The organism is Pseudomonas sp. S11P7, assembly GCF_023195435.1.
Lineage (GTDB): Bacteria > Pseudomonadota > Gammaproteobacteria > Pseudomonadales > Pseudomonadaceae > Aquipseudomonas > Aquipseudomonas fluorescens_G.
On record NZ_JALPKS020000002.1, the window covers coordinates 474,094 to 491,097 of the forward strand.

The window sequence follows — 17,004 nt, forward strand, 5'->3', positions numbered from 1 at the left end:
GTTGAGTGGCTGGCGAGGCCGGGAATAAGCCGGCGCTACCTCGATCAGCAGAGATGCCCTCAGGCAGCCCGAGCCTCGCTCTCATCCATTCCCGGAATGGTCTTCACGACGTAGCAGCGTTGCGTGCCTAGACCGGGCAACCGGATCGAACTCGATGCCTTACCATCGCCTCCCGGCTCAAGAACGCCGCGCTGTAGCAGCTCCTTGTTCACGGCGTTGATGTTCATGCCCCGGAAGATCTCCGAGCGCCATGCTTCGGGCAGCACGTAATAGGTGTTGGTGGTGTGCAACGAGTCGCCCAAGCCGTGCTCCAGCGTTTTGCGAAAACCGAGACGGTCGATGGTGCGCGGGCCGTGTTCGTCGATCTTTGCCGCCGCCGATTCCCAGCGGGTGAACCTGCTTTCGCCAAAGCGCTCGATGACCTGGCGCAGCCGCGCCAAGATCGCATCACCCTCGAAGTTCCCGGCGCCGCCTCGCTCGTTCATCCATGCGTTGAGGCACACGCGAGCAGCGGTGGTGGCGGTTCCGTCGGGCCAGCCGGTGATACCCATTGCGGTGGCCAGCTCACCCGCTGCGGCCGCGAGGCCGAAGCGAGCGGCTGCACGGTGTGCCTGTCCGCTGGCCGAGGCCGGGAGCGACTGGGCGATAAACCCTTCCAGCGTGCGGCGCAGGATGGCGGACCAACCGTGACGTTTGCCGGGTTCGCACAGCGCCGTGAGGAATGCAGTGAGTGGAGTACCGTAATATTTTGCTACTCGTGCCTTGAGCGCGTCGGACAGTGCCGCCGCATCCTCAAAACCATTAAGCACATCGAACATGCCAAGGCCTTTGCTGGCATCGGCCGGGACAGCGAGCATGCGCACTTCCATACCCGCTTTCAGTTCCTTGTTCGCATCGGCCATGTGCTGGGCCAAGGTCTTCTCGCCGGTGGAGAGAAATAGCAGGCGCCACTCCTGTACCTGTCGGCCAGCTTGGCCTCGATCGTTGGCGCGTGCCTTGCCGGTGCCATTGCCGAGCATGTACACCGTCTCGCCGATAATGCGCGGGTCACACATGCCGATTTCATCCAAGATCAGAAGGCCGTCGGAATGCGCGGCGGCAATGGATTCGAGCGCGTTATCGGTCGACCGCCACGAACGCACCAAACGCGGTCCGCCATAGATTGACGCGGCAACTTGCAAGTGCGTGGTCTTGCCGCCGGAGCTATCGCCGTACAAGTGAAAGCCGCCCGATTCATGACCAAGCATGTGCAGCAGCGGCCCTGCGAAGGCCACCCCGACGACAAACGCCAAACGGTGATTACCGATGCACAGCGCGCCGATCTGTTCCTGCCATTGTTCAAGCGTGCCCGCTTCGCTGATCGGCGGAAGTTGCGAGCCGGCCTCGTAGAAGTGCAAGTGTTCGCTGTGCGCGCCGACCTGCTGCTCGGGTAGTAGAAAGGCAGTGTCATGCCAACCCAAGCGCGTGACCAGTCGAGCCCGTTGCGCGCTGTCGAAGCCGCCGAGATAACTCTGCAGGTCATTGCGTGCATTGCGGCCAGAACGACTGCCTGCGAGGCGTAGCCCCATGTCCACCAGCGGACCCAGCACATCTTTGCCGAAGTCACCGGTCATGGTGCGCGCCGGAATGTTCCAGCGCTTCTTGGCGCCGTCGGGATCGTCGAATTCGACTAACAAGCCCCAGTTCTGTCCTTTGTCGTCGCGAGTACGGGCGAGGATCTCCAGTGGCGAGCACACCGGACGCGCCTCACCGTCGTCGCCCGAATAAAACACGCCTTCGGACGTGAGTCGAAAGCCGCCGGGCATCAAGTCGGTTTTCGATTTCGTCGGGCGCTTGGCTGCGGGTTTCGTCTTCGCGTCCGGCTTGGCTTCGGTTTGCTCCGGGGATGGTTTTTCCTCGACCAAACCAAACAGCTCGCCGCTGCTTTGCAGCTCGGCGAAATGCGCGGTTGTCCAATTTTTGGTGAGCGCATCGGCAGCGTCATCACCATCATCCCATTGACCACCTTTGGCGAAAGCGACGCGGCCACTCTTCAGCGTGGGCTTGCGTTTGAACGAGTCCAGAGCGATGAAACGGACCGAGGCGGCGCCGATTTCGCGCAGCTTCTCGGCGACGGTTTTCATGCAAGCTTTGCCGCTGTCGTCGTTGTCAGGCCACAGCAGCACGTCTCGGCCTTTCAGCGGTGTCAGGTCGGCTTTGTGCCAAGAGTTGGAACCGTTCGGCCAGCAGGTGGCCACGTGGCTCGGCAGCAGTTCGGCGGCAGCGTCGGCAGCTTTTTCGCCTTCGCACAAAACTACCGGTGCATCACTACGTTGAGCCAGTTCATCAAGTCGCAACAGCGGACGTGGATCGGGCAGACCCTGCCAGCGCCATTGCTTGATTTGGCCGTCGGCGCGCTCGCACCATGTAAGGGGTGCAAAAACCTTCTTCGGCTTGCCGCCCTCATCGGGCGCGAGGTCGAAGCGATAGAGCGCCATAAGCGGCTGACCTTGAGCGTCACGGTAGATCCACACCTTGGACGGTGCGCCGTGCTGCCGATGCTTGGCCGGGCACTTGTTCATGGCCTCCGGTGGTATCGGCTGAATGGCAATCCACTCAGGTGCCTTTGTTTTGGCAGGAGCTGTCTTCGCCTGGGCGGCGCCGGGCGACACGTTGAGCAATTCAGCGAGTTGGTTGCAGGCCTCGATGTCGGTGCCGCCGTCCAGATAGCGCACCAGATCAATCAGGTCGCCACCCTTGTCCCCGGTGGCAAAGTCGGACCATGTGCCTTTGCTCAAACTGATCTTCAGCGAACCGGCGCGCTTGTCGCTGCGGGTTGGATTCGGTGCGGTGTATTCTTTGCCGCCATCGACGCGCTTGCCGTTGGGCAGCCAGTGCGACAAGACCCGATCGATGTCTTTCAGCGCGGCGGCCTTCACGTCGGCAAAACTTGGACGTTTGGTGTTGCTATTCGGGCGCTGGCTCATGTGTCAGCCCTCGGCAGAAACAGTGCGTCGTTGATGTCATCAATCAGCGCTTTGGCCATCTCGCCAAGGTACAGAGCTGGCCAACTGAAACGCTCACCGCTGTCGCTCATGGCGGCGTCGAAGTTGAGTTGGTTGGCGTGATGCTGCAGCAGGGAAACCATCTCCAGTGCGTCCTCGACCGGTACTCCGGCATTGACCCGGAACAACTTCAAGTCGGAGGCGTTCACGCGAGTGAAGGTGGCATGCCCGAGGGTGGTGGAGGTGTTCATAGCGCACCGCCTTTCTGCGCAGCAGGCGTCGAGGTGGAGTCGCCGTGCAAGGTCAGTGTTTTAATCAAACCAAGAGTGCCGCGCACGTCCCAGAGGACGGCCGCGATAACGTGGTTAGCAAGGCGCGAGGAGTCGCTTTCAAAGTGTTCTTCAAGCAACGTCAGCACCGAGTCGGCGCGAGCAATTGCGCAGGTAATGGCGTCGATGGGCACACCGGCTTCTGCGGTCGGATTCACGCATAGCAGGTCTTCGGGCAGGGCGAAACTCAAAGCGTTGTTCATTGGGCACCGCCTGCGGTTTCGAGTGCGCGGGCTTTGGCCATGTGAGCGTTGTAACGGGAGAGGCGTGTAGCGAGGCTGGAGTTGGCGTGTAAAGCGGCGAGAGCCATTGCACGGTGTGCAGCGGCGCGAATTTTGGACGGATTGAGGGCGTGCATCTGGCGAAGCTCCTATTGTTGAGGAGCTGCCACGTTCGTTACCAAGCGAATGGGTGGCAGCTGTGCGCAGGTTGGTAAACCGGGACAATAGGAACCCGGCAGACCCGAAGGTCTCCCACGCACAGCCGCCATAAAACGGATTTGCGGGCGCAAAAAAAGCGCCTGCAAAAGAGATATGGGCGCTGTTGCGCCTATTGTTCAACGGGTTACCAAGCCCGGTCGCTGAGTTTGCAGCGACGGCCAAAGAGTAACGTCCGTTTTTCGAAAGTGCAACTGCGCTGATGGCTTGCGGTTTTTTCAGGTGCGGCATAAATTGTTCGTGCATGTAGATTGACCTCAACGCCTCCGGATCGCCCCCGGAGGCGTTTTCGTTTCAGGCATGGGCTTCCCAGCGCAGGGATAGGAGGGGTAGGAAGCCGCCGCTGAGCATCGAGCGGGCGTCTTCGTAGGCTTGGGTTTGCTGGCCTTCGTCGACGATCACCGCGCCGGTTTTTTCGCAGTGGAGGGAGAGGGCGCACCAGGTGCCGTCGGCCCAACTCAGTACGCTGACCACGCGGCCTCGCTTTTCCTGTTGGCTGCGGTGGCGTTCAAGGCGCTGCATGAGGCGAGTAGAAAATCCGATGCGGCGCAGTACGGAGAACGGATGCATCAAGGCGTTATCAGCGATCTTGCGATTCATGCTACCTCCTGCGTATTAGCGAACAGTGGAGGAGGTGTTTCGCCCTTGAGCCAAGCGAGGATCTTGCAGTCTTCAGCACAGCGGCGACGGTGTACAACGGCCATTTGCTCGCGGCGTTGTGCAACACACTCCTCGACATAACTGTTCAGGTCGGAGGTCAAGCGCATATCTTGATGAGCGCGCTCGCTTGTTTTCTTCTCGAGGGCGAGATCCTCATCCATGATGCGCTGCCATACCGCCGGATCGTTCGCGAATCCCGCTGATTGATCGACGAGCCAGTAGGTAACCCAGTCGGCCATGCCGCGCGATTTCAGCGAGGCGAGGCGGCTTTCGCTCATGGCGAAATAGCCGGAGCCGTGAACGCTCGAAAACTGTCTGCGCACCGCATTTTTGCGGATCAGTTCGGGCAGTTCCCAAGGGTTGGCTTTGAGTGGAAGTACTAGGCCGTCAGGGCTGAAAAAGAACGCTTCTTGCTCTTCGCCGTTCCAGCTCACACCCGCAATAGTGCGATGGCGCCAGTTAATTTCACTAGCTTGATAAAGGCGAAATCCGATGCTGTACGAGTCGAAGAATGGCCCTTTGAAAGGGCAGTAATTGCGCTTCATGCGGCCACCTGATCACGGGCCTCGATGCGGCTTTTGACCCAGCTCTGGACTTCAGAAAGAACCCACGCGACAGGAGCACCGCGTGCGTTGCTATTGCTCAGTTTTACCGGTCGTGGAAAACCACTTTCAGGGCCCTGCATCAGCTTGTAGAGAGTCGAGCGCTTGAGCCCCGTAGCGACCTCAAGACTCGGCATGCGAATCAGGGTAGTGGCAGGGTCAAATGGAAGGGCTAAGTCTGGTACGGCGGAGGTGCAGTCAATGGGGCTGGAAAGATTTGAAAAGGTTGGAGCGGGTGCGTGGGCGGATTTCTGTCTCATTAGTATTGCTCTCGATTGGTTTGGACTGACGAGAGCAATGGTCTAGAGATTGGGCGGCGGTGAGCAGTTCACTTCCATTTGAAATTTCAGGTTTACACCACGAAGTTGCGCTTGAGAATTGCCTCGACACTTTTACGAGACAACGCCTTTTCGGTTTCAAGGGCGATCCACCCAGGGCGCTGCGCGGGTGGTTTTGCGACTTCCAGCTCGAGCCAGGAATGTACCTTCGAGGTGATATCCCTGTGTGACATGCCGCTCGCCAAGTAATGAAGGGCCTGCTTAGTGATAGCCGCATCGCGAGTGGTCATGTCTTGAGCTCGCCCTATCCCACTGACGACGCCACCTTTCTTGCGAATGGCGTTTTTGATAGCTCTATCTGCAGTCGGGGTCAGCTCATCATCGATAAGGCAGGGGAGTGAAGTAATCGGCTCCAGATGAAGCACATATTGCTCGAGCGCCTCAATGCGTTCCCGCGGGTCAATCTGAGTCTCGACGAAATTACAGTAGAAGCTCCACGGCCAGTCGGTCGGATGCTTCGATACGTATGACCAGACCTTCTGATCTGCTTCACGCATCCAATCGCTCAAGATCCCGAGCGCCTTCACGGCGCAGGCCATTATGTAGGCCGCATGAGCCTCTCGATCCGAAGCAGCATGACAGCCGCTGTATTGTCGAACCCAGTGGGCGAGGCGCGCTCTGTGGTCGGTAGAGGCGTACTGAAAAATGGTTTCCTCATGCACGGTGGCCTTGATGCACATACTGCTGAGATCGCTGCTGATGCCGCTGCTCTGGATGCGCTGGCAACACTGATCGATCAAGTAACACACATCAGTGAGCTGTTCACGGCACAGGGCATAAAGCGACTGGTCAGATAGGAAACCCCTCAAGCCAGACGTAAGTGCCGAATGCGCGATGCTTTGGTTAGTAGTCATTGGTCAGTGGCTCGCGCATCGTCTCCGCTTTGATCCCACGCCCTATATTTTGCGAGCGTAACCAGCGAAAGCCCTTTGTCAGCGCGGGGCAAGCAGCGGCCCGCAGCAGGGCGAAGCCTCGCTTTGCCGTTACACGTTTGTGCCGAGTTACATCGGGTGTACGAGCAGCCGCGCAATCGTGTAACAAGCCTTAGAGTCAATAAATTCAGGCGTTCGGTAGCAGTCGTTACATGCGTAACACCTGTAACACCAATTTTTGGGAGGATATGGAAACGCACGTTCATACCACTTTTTCAAAATGCCCGTGAACGACATTTCCGGCTGCTAACTGGTCCAGGTAATCCGCGTACCACTGCATCATCTTCACTCTGTGATCGAGATATTGAGCCTTATTGTAAATCCCTGAAATTCCCTCTTCTTTGTGAGCGAGCTGTGCTTCTACGTGCTCTTTTGGCCAGCCGTGTTCCCTGAGCAAAGTGCTAGCGGTATGTCTAGTTCCGTGGCCGACCAAGCGACCTTTGTAGCCAACCGTCGCGAAGACTTTGTTGATTGTGTTTTCACTGATTGTCGGGTTCTTGGCCCCGACACCGGGGAATAACCACCGACTGCGTCCTGTTAGGCACTGGAGTTCCTTGAGGGCGATTAGCGCTTGCTTAGGGAGCGGGCACACGAAATCCCTGCGCATTTTCATTTTGGCGGCTGGTGTCGTCCAAATCGCTTTATCAAGGTCGAACTCCTTCCATTCGGCTAAACGGACCATTCCCGGTCGCGATGCCGTCCATATGCACAGCCATGCAGCTGTTCGAGCCGTTAGCCTGCTGGGGGTGTGCCTTAGTGCGTTCAAAAAGTCGCCAAGCTCAGGTTCCAGCAAATGAGGATGCTGTTGAGTTTTCGGTGCTTGAGCGGCGATATCGCGAAGTCGGCTTCCCGGGTCGTTCTCGGTCAAGCCTAATCCAATCGCTCGACCGAAGATCTGATTGATCCAGGTGCGACACTTTTCCGCTACGTTGTGAGCGTCTCTCGCTTCTATGGATGCTTGCAGATCTGCGCAATCTGTCCGGGTGATTTCGTCGAGAGGTTTGTCCCCGAGCGCTGGGAGAATGTCCTTGTCGAGGTATGTGCGAATCTTATTGAGGGTGGACGGAGCCAGACCCTTTTCTTCTTTCGCCTTTAACCAAGCGTCAGCAGCCGCTCGGAAGGTTCGACTTTTAGCTGCATCAATTGCTGCTTTTGCCGATCGCTTTTGCTCGAGGGGGTCGGCACCACTGCTCACTACTTTGCGTAGCTCGGCAGCTTTGTCTCTTGCTAGCGCGCCGCTTACCTCTGGGTAACCCCCCAGCCCCATCCAAGCCCAATTACCCGCCGGGCGTTTATAGCGGAGCTGCCAAGATTTGCCCCCATCAGGTTTGACCCTGAAGTAGAGGCCATTTCCATCCAGCTCTCGGTATTCCTTTGATTCCGGCTCCAGCCCCGCGAGTGTGGTATCTGCTAGAGGCCGACGCTTGATATCTGCGCGCTTCATCCTTGTATCCCAAAGTTCGGTACTTTTCTCAGGATACAAGCAGGGATACAGGGATACAACGGATGAGGATGGACAGGGGTAGACAGACAGACACAAAAAAACCGGCCAAGTGGCCGGTTTCTTTGGGTCTGAGAGACTGGTAGAGACTCTCAGATACTGCTATGTGGTGCCCCGAGGGAGACTCGAACTCCCACTCCTTTCGAAAACGGATTTTGAATCCGCCGCGTCTACCAATTCCGCCATCAGGGCTCAATGGCGGCGAAGTATAGAGAGGTCATTACCGTTGGTCAATCACGTTTCATGGTCAATTTTTGATATTTCCGCTAGACTTTCCGGCCCTGCTAGACGAACCCCATCATGCGCGTTGCTGACTTTACTTTCGAGCTTCCTGATTCGCTGATCGCCCGCCATCCTTTGGCCGAGCGTCGCGGTAGTCGCCTGCTGACCCTCGATGGTCCGAGCGGCGCCCTGGCACACCGTCAATTCACTGATTTGCTTGAGCATTTGCGCCCGGGCGATTTGATGGTGTTCAACAATACCCGGGTGATTCCGGCGCGGCTGTTCGGGCAGAAAGCGTCCGGCGGCAAGCTGGAAATTCTCGTCGAGCGCGTGCTCGACAGCCACCGCGTGCTGGCGCATGTGCGCTCGAGCAAGTCGCCGAAGCCGGGGTCGAAGATTCTTATCGACGGCGGTGGCGAAGCCGAGATGCTGGCGCGTCACGATGCGCTGTTCGAGCTGGGCTTCGCTGAAGAAGTGCTGCCGCTGCTTGATCGTGTCGGGCACATGCCGTTGCCTCCTTATATAGACCGCCCGGATGAGGGCTCGGATCGCGAGCGTTATCAGACCGTGTACGCCGAGCGTCTGGGCGCGGTGGCGGCGCCGACGGCGGGGCTGCATTTCGATCAGCCGTTGCTGGAAGTGATTGCGGCCAAGGGCGTCGAGACGGCGTTCGTCACGCTGCACGTCGGTGCGGGGACGTTCCAGCCGGTACGCGTCGACAAGATCGAAGATCACCACATGCACACCGAGTGGCTGGAAGTCGGCCAGGACGTTGTCGATGCAGTGGCAGCGTGCCGGGGGCGCGGTGGTCGAGTGGTCGCGGTCGGCACGACCAGTGTGCGTTCGCTGGAGAGTGCGGCGCGCGATGGTGTGCTCAAGCCGTTCAGTGGCGACACCGACATCTTTATCTACCCGGGCCGGCCGTTTCATGTGGTCGATGCCCTGGTGACCAATTTCCATTTGCCGGAATCGACGCTGTTGATGCTGGTTTCGGCGTTTGCCGGTTACCCGGAAACCATGGCTGCCTACAAAGCCGCGGTCGACAACGGTTACCGCTTTTTCAGCTACGGTGATGCGATGTTCATCACCCGCAATCCCGCTCCAACTGCCCCTGAACAATCAGGCCCAGAGGAAACAGAATGAGTCGCGAATGTCGAATGTCCTTTGAGCTGCTGGCCACCGATGGCAAGGCTCGCCGTGGTCGCCTGACCTTTCCCCGTGGCACCGTCGAGACCCCGGCGTTCATGCCGGTCGGCACCTACGGCACGGTCAAGGGCATGTTGCCGCGTGACATCGTCGCCACGGGCGCGGAGATCATTCTGGGCAACACCTTCCACCTGTGGCTGCGTCCCGGCACGCAGGTGATCAAGGAGCACGGCGACCTGCATGATTTCATGCAATGGAAAGGCCCGATCCTGACCGACTCCGGCGGCTTCCAGGTGTTCAGCCTCGGTGCTATGCGCAAGATCAAGGAGGAGGGCGTGACCTTCGCCTCGCCGGTCGATGGCGCGAAAGTGTTCATGGGCCCGGAAGAGTCGATGCAGGTGCAGCGCGATCTCGGCTCCGACATCGTGATGATCTTCGACGAATGCACGCCGTACCCGGCTGACGAAGACGTCGCTCGCGTATCGATGGAATTGTCGTTGCGCTGGGCCCAGCGTTCGAAGAATGCCCATGGTGACAACACCGCGGCGCTGTTCGGCATCGTCCAGGGCGGCATGCATGAAAACCTGCGCATGCGCTCGCTCGAAGGCCTCGACAAGATCGGCTTCGACGGCCTCGCCATCGGCGGTCTGTCGGTGGGTGAACCGAAGCACGAAATGATCAAGGTGCTCGATTACCTGCCAGGGCAGATGCCCGCTGACAAACCTCGTTACCTTATGGGCGTTGGCAAACCGGAAGATCTGGTTGAGGGTGTGCGCCGCGGTGTGGACATGTTCGATTGCGTGATGCCAACCCGTAATGCCCGCAATGGGCATCTGTTCATTGATACCGGCGTGCTGAAGATCCGTAACGCGTTCCATCGCCATGATGAATCGCCGCTGGATCCGACCTGCGATTGCTATACCTGCCAGAACTTCTCGCGCGCTTATCTGCACCACCTGGACAAGTGCGGCGAAATGCTCGGCAGCATGCTCAATACCATCCATAACTTGCGCCATTATCAGGTGCTGATGGCTGGTTTGCGCGAGGCTATTCAACAGGGTACATTGGCCGCCTTTGTCGATGCCTTCTACGCCAAACGCGGACTTCCCGTTCCGCCTTTGGACTGAGTTTTCTGACCCCAAGATTCAACATTTGCAACTGGAGTGCTAAATGAGCTTTTTTATCTCTAACGCCATGGCTGACGCAGCTGCACCGGCTGCTGCAGGCCCAATGGGCGGCGGCTTCGAGTGGATTTTCCTGGTCGGCTTCCTGGTCATCTTCTACCTGATGATCTGGCGTCCACAGGCCAAGCGCGCCAAAGAGCAGAAGAACCTGCTGAGCAGCCTGCAGAAAGGCGACGAAGTCGTGACCACTGGCGGCATCGCCGGCAAGATCACCAAGGTTGCCGATGACTTCGTGGTTCTGGAAGTCTCCGACACCGTTGAAATGAAGTTCCAGAAAGGCGCCATCGCCGCCACGCTGCCAAAAGGCACGCTGAAAGCGATCTAAGAGCAACAACTTCTACTCAATCGACGGGGCGCGCAAGGCGCCCCGCGTTCATAACGGGCGGCGTGATGCTGAACAAATACCCTCTGTGGAAATACATTCTGATCCTGGCGGTGCTGGCGATCGGTCTGATTTATTCCGCTCCCAATCTTTACCCTGATGACCCGGCCATTCAGATCAGCGGCGCCAGCACGGCCCTGCAGGTCAATCAGGCCGATCTGGATCGCGTCAGCACGGCGCTGAAAGAATCCGGCATCAACGTCAAGGCGGCCACGCTGACCTCGGGCGGCAAGGGCGGTCTGATCCGTCTGGCCAAGGCTGAAGACCAGCTGCCGGCCAAGGACGTTGTGCGCAAGGCATTGGGTGATGACTACGTCGTCGCGCTGAACCTGGCACAGACCACTCCGCAATGGCTGCGCAATCTGGGCGCGCACCCGATGAAGCTGGGTCTGGACTTGTCCGGTGGGGTGCACTTCCTGCTTGAAGTGGACATGGACAAAGCCCTCGATGCACGCCTGAAAGTTTACGAAGGCGACGTCAAGAGCCTGCTGCGCAAAGAGAAGCTGCGCTATCGCAGCCTGCCGCAACTGGGCGGTGCCATCCAGCTGGGCTTCGCTGACGAAGACAGCCGCGAACAGGCCCGCAGCCTGATCCGCAAGAACTTCAACGATTTCGACATTGTTCCGGCCGACCTCAATGGTCAACCGGTGCTGCGTCTGGCGATGACCCCGGCCAAGCTGGCGGAAATCCGTGAATACTCGATCAAGCAGAACCTGACCACGGTACGTAACCGGGTCAACGAGCTGGGTGTTGCCGAACCGATCGTGCAGCGTCAGGGCGCCAACCGCATCGTGGTTGAACTGCCGGGCGTGCAGGACACTGCCGAAGCCAAGCGTATTCTCGGCAAGACGGCCAACCTTGAGTTCCGTCTGGCCGCTGAGCCGGGCGCTTCGAAAGCCACTTCCGAGTCGTTCGAATTCCGTGAAGGCAATCGTCCGCCGGCGCAGATCGAACGTGGTCTGATCATCACGGGCGACCAGGTCACCGACGCCAAGGCCGGTTTCGGCGAGCACGGCACGCCGGAAGTGAACATCCGTCTGGATGGCCACGGTGGCGAGCTGATGAGCCGCGCGACCCGTTCCAACGTCGGTCGCAGCATGGCGGTGATCTTCATCGAGCAACGCCCGGTGACCACTTACACCAAGCAGGTGGTCAACGGCGTCGAGAAAGACGTGCCGGTGCAGACCTTCAAGGAAGAGAAGAAGATCATCAGCCTGGCGACCATTCAGTCGCCGCTGGGTGCGCAGTTCCGTATCACCGGCCTGAACGGCCAGGGCGAATCGTCCGAGCTGGCGTTGCTGCTGCGTGCCGGTGGTCTGGCGGCGCCGATGTACTTCGCCGAAGAGCGCACAATCGGTCCGAGCCTGGGTGCTGACAACATCACCAAAGGTATCGATGCATCGCTGTGGGGCATGCTGTTCGTGTCGCTGTTCATCATCGCCATCTACCGCTTCTTCGGCGTTATCGCCACCGTCGCGCTGGCGGTGAACATGGTGCTGTTGCTGGCGCTGATGTCGCTGCTGGGGGCCACGCTGACCCTCCCGGGCATCGCCGGTATCGTCTTGACCATGGGTATGGCGGTCGACGCCAACGTGCTGATCTTCTCGCGGATCCGTGAAGAGATCGCCGCCGGCATGACCGTGCAGCGCGCAATCAACGAAGGCTTCGGCCGGGCATTCACCGCGATTCTCGACGCCAACCTGACCACCTTGCTGGTCGGCGGCATTCTCTTCGCCATGGGCACCGGCCCGGTGAAGGGCTTCGCAGTGACCATGTCCCTCGGGATCTTTACCTCGATGTTCACGGCCATCATGGTGACCCGCGCAATGGTCAACCTGATCTTTGGCGGACGTGACTTCAAGAAGTTGTGGATTTAAGGGGCTGCCATGTTACGTACTATCAACTTCATGGGCGTTCGCAACTTCGCGTTCGGCGTCACGGTTTTTCTGACCCTGCTGGCGGTATTCAGCGTTGTCACCAAAGGCATGAACTGGGGCCTGGACTTCACCGGCGGTACGCTCATCGAGCTGACCTACGAGCGTCCGGCCGATGTCACCAAGGTCCGCGAGCAGTTGGCGACCTCGGGTTACCACGAAGCCGTCGTGCAGAACTTCGGCGCCACCACTGACCTGCTGGTGCGCATGCCGGGTGAAGACCCGCAGCTCGGCCATCAGGTCGCGGAAGCGCTGCAGAAGGTCGGCGGCGACAACCCGGCGACGGTCAAGCGTGTCGAGTTCGTCGGCCCGCAGGTCGGTGAAGAGCTGCGCGACCAGGGCGGCCTCGGCATGCTCCTGGCGCTGGGCGGCATCCTGATCTACCTGGCTTTCCGCTTTCAGTGGAAGTTCGCGGTCGGCGCCATCGTGTCGCTGATCCACGACGTGATCGTGACCATCGGTATCCTGTCGTTCTTCCAGATCACCTTCGACCTGACGGTGCTGGCGGCGGTACTGGCGATCATCGGTTACTCGCTGAACGACACCATCGTCGTGTTCGACCGGGTGCGGGAGAACTTCCGTGTCCTGCGCAAGGCGTCGCTGATCGAGAACATCAACATCTCGACCACCCAGACCCTGCTGCGCACCATGGCGACGTCGATCTCGACCTTGCTGGCGATCGCGGCGCTGCTGTTCTTCGGCGGCGACAACCTGTTCGGCTTTTCCATCGCGCTGTTCATCGGCGTGCTGGCGGGTACGTACTCGTCGATCTACATCGCCAACGTCGTGCTGATCTGGCTGAACCTGACCACTGAGGACCTGATTCCTCCGGCGAACACCGAGCAGGAAGTCGACGACCGTCCATAACGGCCCTCGACATCCCGGCTGTCAGCCCATGAAAGGCGCGAGTTGAACTCGCGCCTTTTTTTGTGCTCCAAGGCTGGGAGAAGCGCGGGCGCGTCCCGCATGTGATGGTCAGGAGGTTCATGTGAACAAGTCGTTGCTGGTTGGTGCGGTATTGGGTGCTGTCGGTGTTACAGCCGGGGGTGCTGTTGCCACCTACAGCCTGGTTAAAAGCGGCCCTGAGTATGCGCAAGTGCTAGCCGTTGAGCCGGTCAAGACACAGATCAAGACTCCACGTGAAGTATGCAAGGATGTAACGGTGACCCGTCAGGCACCGGTGAAAGATCAACACCAGATCGCCGGGACCGTGGTCGGCGCGCTGGCCGGTGGTTTGCTGGGCAACCAGATTGGCGGCGGCACCGGCAAGAAGATTGCCACGGTGGCCGGTGCGGTCGGTGGCGGTTACGCGGGTAACAAGGTGCAGGAGGGCATGCAGGAGCGTGACACCTACACCACCACGCAAACCCGCTGCAACACGGTCAATGACATCAGCGACAAGGTCGTCGGTTACGACGTGCGTTACTCGCTCGATGGCAAGGAAGGTAAAGTGCGGATGGACCGCGATCCGGGCAACCAGATTCCGGTCGACAAGGAAGGCAAGCTGATCCTGTCGCAGAACGAGCCGGGTCAGTAAAGCGCCACTGTTTTGAAAAGAAGCACCCTGCGGGGTGCTTTTTTGTGCCTGCAATTTATGGCTCAGCAATGCTCCTCTGTGGGAGCGAGCCTGCTCGCGAATGCGGTTCATCATTCAAGATCCATTTTGCTGATACACCGCCTTCGCGAGCAGGCTCGCTCCCACATGAGATCTACGAGGCCTGAAAATTGGGCATAAAAAAAGCACCCCGAAGGGTGCTTTTCTGATTCGTCCGAAGCTTAACGCTTCAGCGAAGCCGGCAGGTGCGGCTGGATCGCCGTCAGGACTGCCTTGAAGCATTTGGTGTTGCCGGCAACGATGTGGCCTTTTTCAAGGAAGTCGTGACCGCCGGTGAAGTCGCTCACCAGGCCGCCGGCTTCCTGAATCAGCAGGGCGCCTGCCGCCATGTCCCACTCGGACAGACCCGACTCCCAGAACGCATCGAAACGACCGGCAGCCACGTAGGCCAGGTCCAGGCTCGCTGCGCCAGCGCGGCGGATGCCGGCAGTCTGGCCGACCAGGGAGCGGAACATGCCCAGGTAGTTGTCGAGGTTGTCCATCTGGTCGTTGCGGAACGGGAAGCCGGTACCCAGCAGGGCGCCGTCAAGGCTGGTGCGGCCGCTGACGCGCAGGCGACGACCGTTCAGTTGTGCGCCGCGACCACGGCTGGCGGTGAATTCTTCCTGGCGCACCGGGTCCAGAACCACAGCGTGTTCCAGGCGACCACGGTATTTGCAGGCGATGCTGACTGCGAAGTGCGGAATGCCACGCAGGAAGTTGGTGGTGCCGTCCAGTGGATCGATGATCCACAGGTACTCTTCGCCTTCGATGCCGGTGCCAGCGTGCAGGCCGGTCTCTTCACCCTGGATCGAGTGATTCGGGTAAGCCTTGCGCAGGGCATCGATGATTTTCTGTTCAGCGGCGCGATCGACCTCGGATACATAATCCTTGGCGTCTTTTTCGTCGACCTTGATGGTATCCAGGCGCTCGATGGAGCGGAAGATCAGTTCACTGGCGCTGCGGGCGGCGCGCAGCGCGATATTCAGCATGGGCTGCATGGATGTGTCACCTAAGGTTGTTAAAGAAAGCCGCGCATTCTATCAGAACTTTTCTTCAGGTGAAGGACGCTGTTCGCTTTCATAGCTTAACGGTAGGCTGTTCTGTAAGATTTGCCCCCCTTTCCAATGTCCGAGAGCGCCTCCCTTGCTGCAGAACATTCGTGTCGTCCTGGTCAATACCAGCCACCCCGGCAATATCGGCGGGGCCGCGCGCGCCATGAAAAACATGGGTCTGTCGCGTCTGGTGCTGGTCGAGCCACGCCAGTTTCCGCACCACGAAGCCGATGCCCGCGCATCCGGTGCCGGAGACATCCTTGAAAACGCGCAGGTCGTCGCCACTTTGGAAGATGCCCTGGTCGGCTGCAATCTGGTGCTCGGCACCAGTGCGCGAGATCGGCGTATTCCGTGGCCGCTGCTCGATCCGCGTGAATGCGGGACCAAAGTCGTGGAAGAGGCCGGGCAGGGCGCCGAAATCGCTCTGGTGTTCGGGCGCGAAGATTCCGGCCTGACCAACGAAGAGCTGCAGCGATGTCACTTTCACGTGCACATCCCTTCCGACCCGACGTTCAGCTCGCTGAACCTGGGGGCGGCGGTGCAGGTGTTGAGCTATGAAGTGCGCATGTCCTGGCTGGCCTCGCAGGGTCAGCCGAGCAAGGTCGAAAAAGAAGAAGTGGCTTCGGTGAAAAGCGCCGAGCTGGCGACCATGGATGAGCTGGAGCGCTTTTACGAGCATCTGGAGCAGACATTGGTCGCGATCGAGTTTCTCGACCCGGAAAAACCCCGGCACTTGATGGCGCGTCTGCGCCGGTTGTACGGACGCAGCTCGGTCAGCCGGGCGGAAATGAATATTTTGCGGGGCATTCTCACGGAAACCCAGAAAGCGGCCCGTGGTGAGCTTCTTAAGCGGAAGGACTGAATGATGTTTGAGCGTTTGCGTGAAGATATCCAGAGCGTTTTCCATCGAGACCCGGCGGCGCGTAACGCTTTTGAAGTCCTGACCTGCTACCCCGGCATGCATGCGATCTGGATTCATCGCCTGGCCGGCATGCTCTGGCGCAACGATCTGAAGTGGCTGGCGCGGCTGGTGTCGAACTTCGGTCGCTGGCTGACTGGCATCGAGATTCATCCGGGCGCCAAGGTCGGCCGTCGGTTCTTCATCGACCACGGCATGGGTATCGTTATCGGTGAGACCGCCGAGATTGGCGATGACGTGACCATCTATCAGGGCGTGACCCTCGGTGGCACCAGCTGGAACAAGGGCAAGCGCCACCCGACGCTGGGTGACGGTGTGGTGGTCGGCGCGGGCGCCAAGGTCCTTGGTCCGTTCACGGTCGGTGCCGGTGCCAAGGTCGGTTCCAACGCGGTGGTGACCAAGGAAGTGCCGCCGGGCGCCACTGTGGTGGGGATTCCGGGGCGCATCATCGTCAAGTCCGATGAAGAGCAGGACGCCAAGCGCAAGGCCATGGCCGAGAAGATCGGTTTCGATGCCTATGGCGTCAGCGAAGACATGCCCGACCCGGTGGCGCGCGCCATTGGCCAGTTGCTCGATCACCTGCAAGCGGTCGACGGGCGTCTGGAAGGCATGTGCGGCGCGTTGAAGGATCTGGGCAGCAATTACTGTGCGAAAGATCTGCCTGAGCTGCGTGAAGAAGACTTTGCCTGTGTGAAGGGCAAAGACGAATCCAAAGCAGGCTAAACCGCAGCGCGGCCTTCGCGAGCGGGCTCGCTTCCACATTGAAATGCGATCACCTGTGGGAG

General features: G+C 59.4%; 17 protein-coding genes and 1 tRNA gene. 8 read left to right on the top strand and 10 right to left on the bottom strand.

Annotated elements, in window-relative coordinates; genetic code table 11:
• Nucleotides 1-59: 59 nt before the first annotated feature.
• From M0746_RS02315 to M0746_RS02355, 9 genes are all read right to left on the bottom strand, one after another.
• The gene (locus tag M0746_RS02315; RefSeq protein WP_258448088.1) at nucleotides 60-2,966 is read right to left on the bottom strand and encodes a DUF927 domain-containing protein; all 2,907 of its coding nucleotides are present in this window, start codon (nucleotides 2,964-2,966) and stop codon (nucleotides 60-62) included.
• Nucleotides 2,963-3,235, bottom strand: coding sequence for a DUF3077 domain-containing protein (locus M0746_RS02320; protein WP_102901546.1), 273 nt, complete (start codon nucleotides 3,233-3,235; stop codon nucleotides 2,963-2,965). The genes M0746_RS02315 and M0746_RS02320 overlap by 4 nt, the downstream gene beginning before the upstream one ends.
• Nucleotides 3,232-3,516 carry a hypothetical protein gene (locus M0746_RS02325; RefSeq protein ID WP_073473331.1) on the bottom strand — a complete coding sequence of 95 codons (285 nt, stop codon included), beginning with the start codon at nucleotides 3,514-3,516 and terminating at the stop codon, nucleotides 3,232-3,234. Before M0746_RS02325 ends, M0746_RS02320 begins: the two co-directional genes overlap by 4 nt.
• Before the next feature lie 528 nt (nucleotides 3,517-4,044).
• Nucleotides 4,045-4,350: a hypothetical protein gene (locus M0746_RS02330; RefSeq protein WP_047599285.1), complete on the bottom strand. Its 306-nt coding sequence runs from the start codon at nucleotides 4,348-4,350 to the stop codon at nucleotides 4,045-4,047.
• The gene (locus M0746_RS02335; protein WP_258448089.1) at nucleotides 4,347-4,955 is read right to left on the bottom strand and encodes a hypothetical protein; all 609 of its coding nucleotides are present in this window, start codon (nucleotides 4,953-4,955) and stop codon (nucleotides 4,347-4,349) included. The genes M0746_RS02330 and M0746_RS02335 overlap by 4 nt, the downstream gene beginning before the upstream one ends.
• Complete coding sequence (locus tag M0746_RS02340) at nucleotides 4,952-5,149, bottom strand: helix-turn-helix transcriptional regulator (RefSeq protein ID WP_254846392.1); 198 nt, start codon at nucleotides 5,147-5,149, stop codon at nucleotides 4,952-4,954. Before M0746_RS02340 ends, M0746_RS02335 begins: the two co-directional genes overlap by 4 nt.
• A 215-nt stretch (nucleotides 5,150-5,364) precedes the next feature.
• Nucleotides 5,365-6,204, bottom strand: coding sequence for a hypothetical protein (locus tag M0746_RS02345; RefSeq protein ID WP_258448090.1), 840 nt, complete (start codon nucleotides 6,202-6,204; stop codon nucleotides 5,365-5,367).
• Nucleotides 6,205-6,484: 280 nt separating this feature from the next.
• Nucleotides 6,485-7,726: a tyrosine-type recombinase/integrase gene (locus tag M0746_RS02350; RefSeq protein ID WP_258448091.1), complete on the bottom strand. Its 1,242-nt coding sequence runs from the start codon at nucleotides 7,724-7,726 to the stop codon at nucleotides 6,485-6,487.
• A gap of 164 nt (nucleotides 7,727-7,890) precedes the next feature.
• Nucleotides 7,891-7,975, bottom strand: a tRNA-Leu gene (locus M0746_RS02355).
• 108 nt (nucleotides 7,976-8,083) lie between these two features.
• Between M0746_RS02355 and queA the strand changes: the two genes are divergently transcribed.
• The 6 genes from queA to M0746_RS02385 all read left to right on the top strand — a co-directional run bounded on the left by queA (nucleotide 8,084) and on the right by M0746_RS02385 (nucleotide 14,188).
• Nucleotides 8,084-9,148 carry a tRNA preQ1(34) S-adenosylmethionine ribosyltransferase-isomerase QueA gene (gene queA, locus M0746_RS02360; RefSeq protein ID WP_258448092.1) on the top strand — a complete coding sequence of 355 codons (1,065 nt, stop codon included), beginning with the start codon at nucleotides 8,084-8,086 and terminating at the stop codon, nucleotides 9,146-9,148.
• A 14-nt stretch (nucleotides 9,149-9,162) separates the two neighbouring features.
• Entirely contained in the window at nucleotides 9,163-10,278 is a 1,116-nt protein-coding gene (tgt, locus tag M0746_RS02365; protein ID WP_160768392.1) for a tRNA guanosine(34) transglycosylase Tgt, read from the top strand.
• Between the two features lie 43 nt (nucleotides 10,279-10,321).
• Entirely contained in the window at nucleotides 10,322-10,660 is a 339-nt protein-coding gene (yajC, locus tag M0746_RS02370) for a preprotein translocase subunit YajC (protein WP_007916913.1), read from the top strand.
• 65 nt (nucleotides 10,661-10,725) lie between these two features.
• Nucleotides 10,726-12,594 carry a protein translocase subunit SecD gene (secD, locus tag M0746_RS02375; protein WP_258448093.1) on the top strand — a complete coding sequence of 623 codons (1,869 nt, stop codon included), beginning with the start codon at nucleotides 10,726-10,728 and terminating at the stop codon, nucleotides 12,592-12,594.
• 9 nt (nucleotides 12,595-12,603) lie between these two features.
• Nucleotides 12,604-13,518: a protein translocase subunit SecF gene (gene secF / locus M0746_RS02380; RefSeq protein WP_258448094.1), complete on the top strand. Its 915-nt coding sequence runs from the start codon at nucleotides 12,604-12,606 to the stop codon at nucleotides 13,516-13,518.
• A 121-nt stretch (nucleotides 13,519-13,639) separates the two neighbouring features.
• Nucleotides 13,640-14,188 carry a glycine zipper 2TM domain-containing protein gene (locus M0746_RS02385; protein WP_007956693.1) on the top strand — a complete coding sequence of 183 codons (549 nt, stop codon included), beginning with the start codon at nucleotides 13,640-13,642 and terminating at the stop codon, nucleotides 14,186-14,188.
• A 239-nt stretch (nucleotides 14,189-14,427) separates the two neighbouring features.
• Here M0746_RS02385 and suhB read toward each other — a convergent pair whose 3' ends face one another.
• The gene (gene suhB, locus M0746_RS02390) at nucleotides 14,428-15,246 is read right to left on the bottom strand and encodes a type III secretion system regulator SuhB (RefSeq protein WP_203419392.1); all 819 of its coding nucleotides are present in this window, start codon (nucleotides 15,244-15,246) and stop codon (nucleotides 14,428-14,430) included.
• A 145-nt stretch (nucleotides 15,247-15,391) separates the two neighbouring features.
• Here suhB and trmJ point away from each other — a divergent pair, with 145 nt between their 5' ends.
• Nucleotides 15,392-16,162 (top strand): tRNA (cytosine(32)/uridine(32)-2'-O)-methyltransferase TrmJ, encoded by a 771-nt coding sequence (trmJ, locus tag M0746_RS02395; RefSeq protein ID WP_258448095.1) that lies wholly within the window; start codon nucleotides 15,392-15,394, stop codon nucleotides 16,160-16,162.
• 3 nt (nucleotides 16,163-16,165) lie between these two features.
• Nucleotides 16,166-16,942 carry a serine O-acetyltransferase gene (cysE, locus tag M0746_RS02400; RefSeq protein ID WP_208939865.1) on the top strand — a complete coding sequence of 259 codons (777 nt, stop codon included), beginning with the start codon at nucleotides 16,166-16,168 and terminating at the stop codon, nucleotides 16,940-16,942.
• Nucleotides 16,943-17,004 lie beyond the last annotated feature (62 nt).

Coding starts and splice junctions, on each gene's coding strand:
- M0746_RS02345 (WP_258448090.1), bottom strand. CDS start 6,204: ATGACTACTAACCAAAGCATCGCGCATTCGGCACTTACGTCTGGCTTG.
- M0746_RS02315 (WP_258448088.1), bottom strand. CDS start 2,966: ATGAGCCAGCGCCCGAATAGCAACACCAAACGTCCAAGTTTTGCCGAC.
- secF (WP_258448094.1), top strand. CDS start 12,604: ATGTTACGTACTATCAACTTCATGGGCGTTCGCAACTTCGCGTTCGGC.
- M0746_RS02320 (WP_102901546.1), bottom strand. CDS start 3,235: ATGAACACCTCCACCACCCTCGGGCATGCCACCTTCACTCGCGTGAAC.
- suhB (WP_203419392.1), bottom strand. CDS start 15,246: ATGCAGCCCATGCTGAATATCGCGCTGCGCGCCGCCCGCAGCGCCAGT.
- queA (WP_258448092.1), top strand. CDS start 8,084: ATGCGCGTTGCTGACTTTACTTTCGAGCTTCCTGATTCGCTGATCGCC.
- secD (WP_258448093.1), top strand. CDS start 10,726: ATGCTGAACAAATACCCTCTGTGGAAATACATTCTGATCCTGGCGGTG.
- M0746_RS02325 (WP_073473331.1), bottom strand. CDS start 3,516: ATGAACAACGCTTTGAGTTTCGCCCTGCCCGAAGACCTGCTATGCGTG.
- M0746_RS02340 (WP_254846392.1), bottom strand. CDS start 5,149: ATGCCGAGTCTTGAGGTCGCTACGGGGCTCAAGCGCTCGACTCTCTAC.
- M0746_RS02330 (WP_047599285.1), bottom strand. CDS start 4,350: ATGAATCGCAAGATCGCTGATAACGCCTTGATGCATCCGTTCTCCGTA.
- M0746_RS02350 (WP_258448091.1), bottom strand. CDS start 7,726: ATGAAGCGCGCAGATATCAAGCGTCGGCCTCTAGCAGATACCACACTC.
- cysE (WP_208939865.1), top strand. CDS start 16,166: ATGTTTGAGCGTTTGCGTGAAGATATCCAGAGCGTTTTCCATCGAGAC.
- M0746_RS02335 (WP_258448089.1), bottom strand. CDS start 4,955: ATGAAGCGCAATTACTGCCCTTTCAAAGGGCCATTCTTCGACTCGTAC.
- tgt (WP_160768392.1), top strand. CDS start 9,163: ATGTCCTTTGAGCTGCTGGCCACCGATGGCAAGGCTCGCCGTGGTCGC.
- yajC (WP_007916913.1), top strand. CDS start 10,322: ATGAGCTTTTTTATCTCTAACGCCATGGCTGACGCAGCTGCACCGGCT.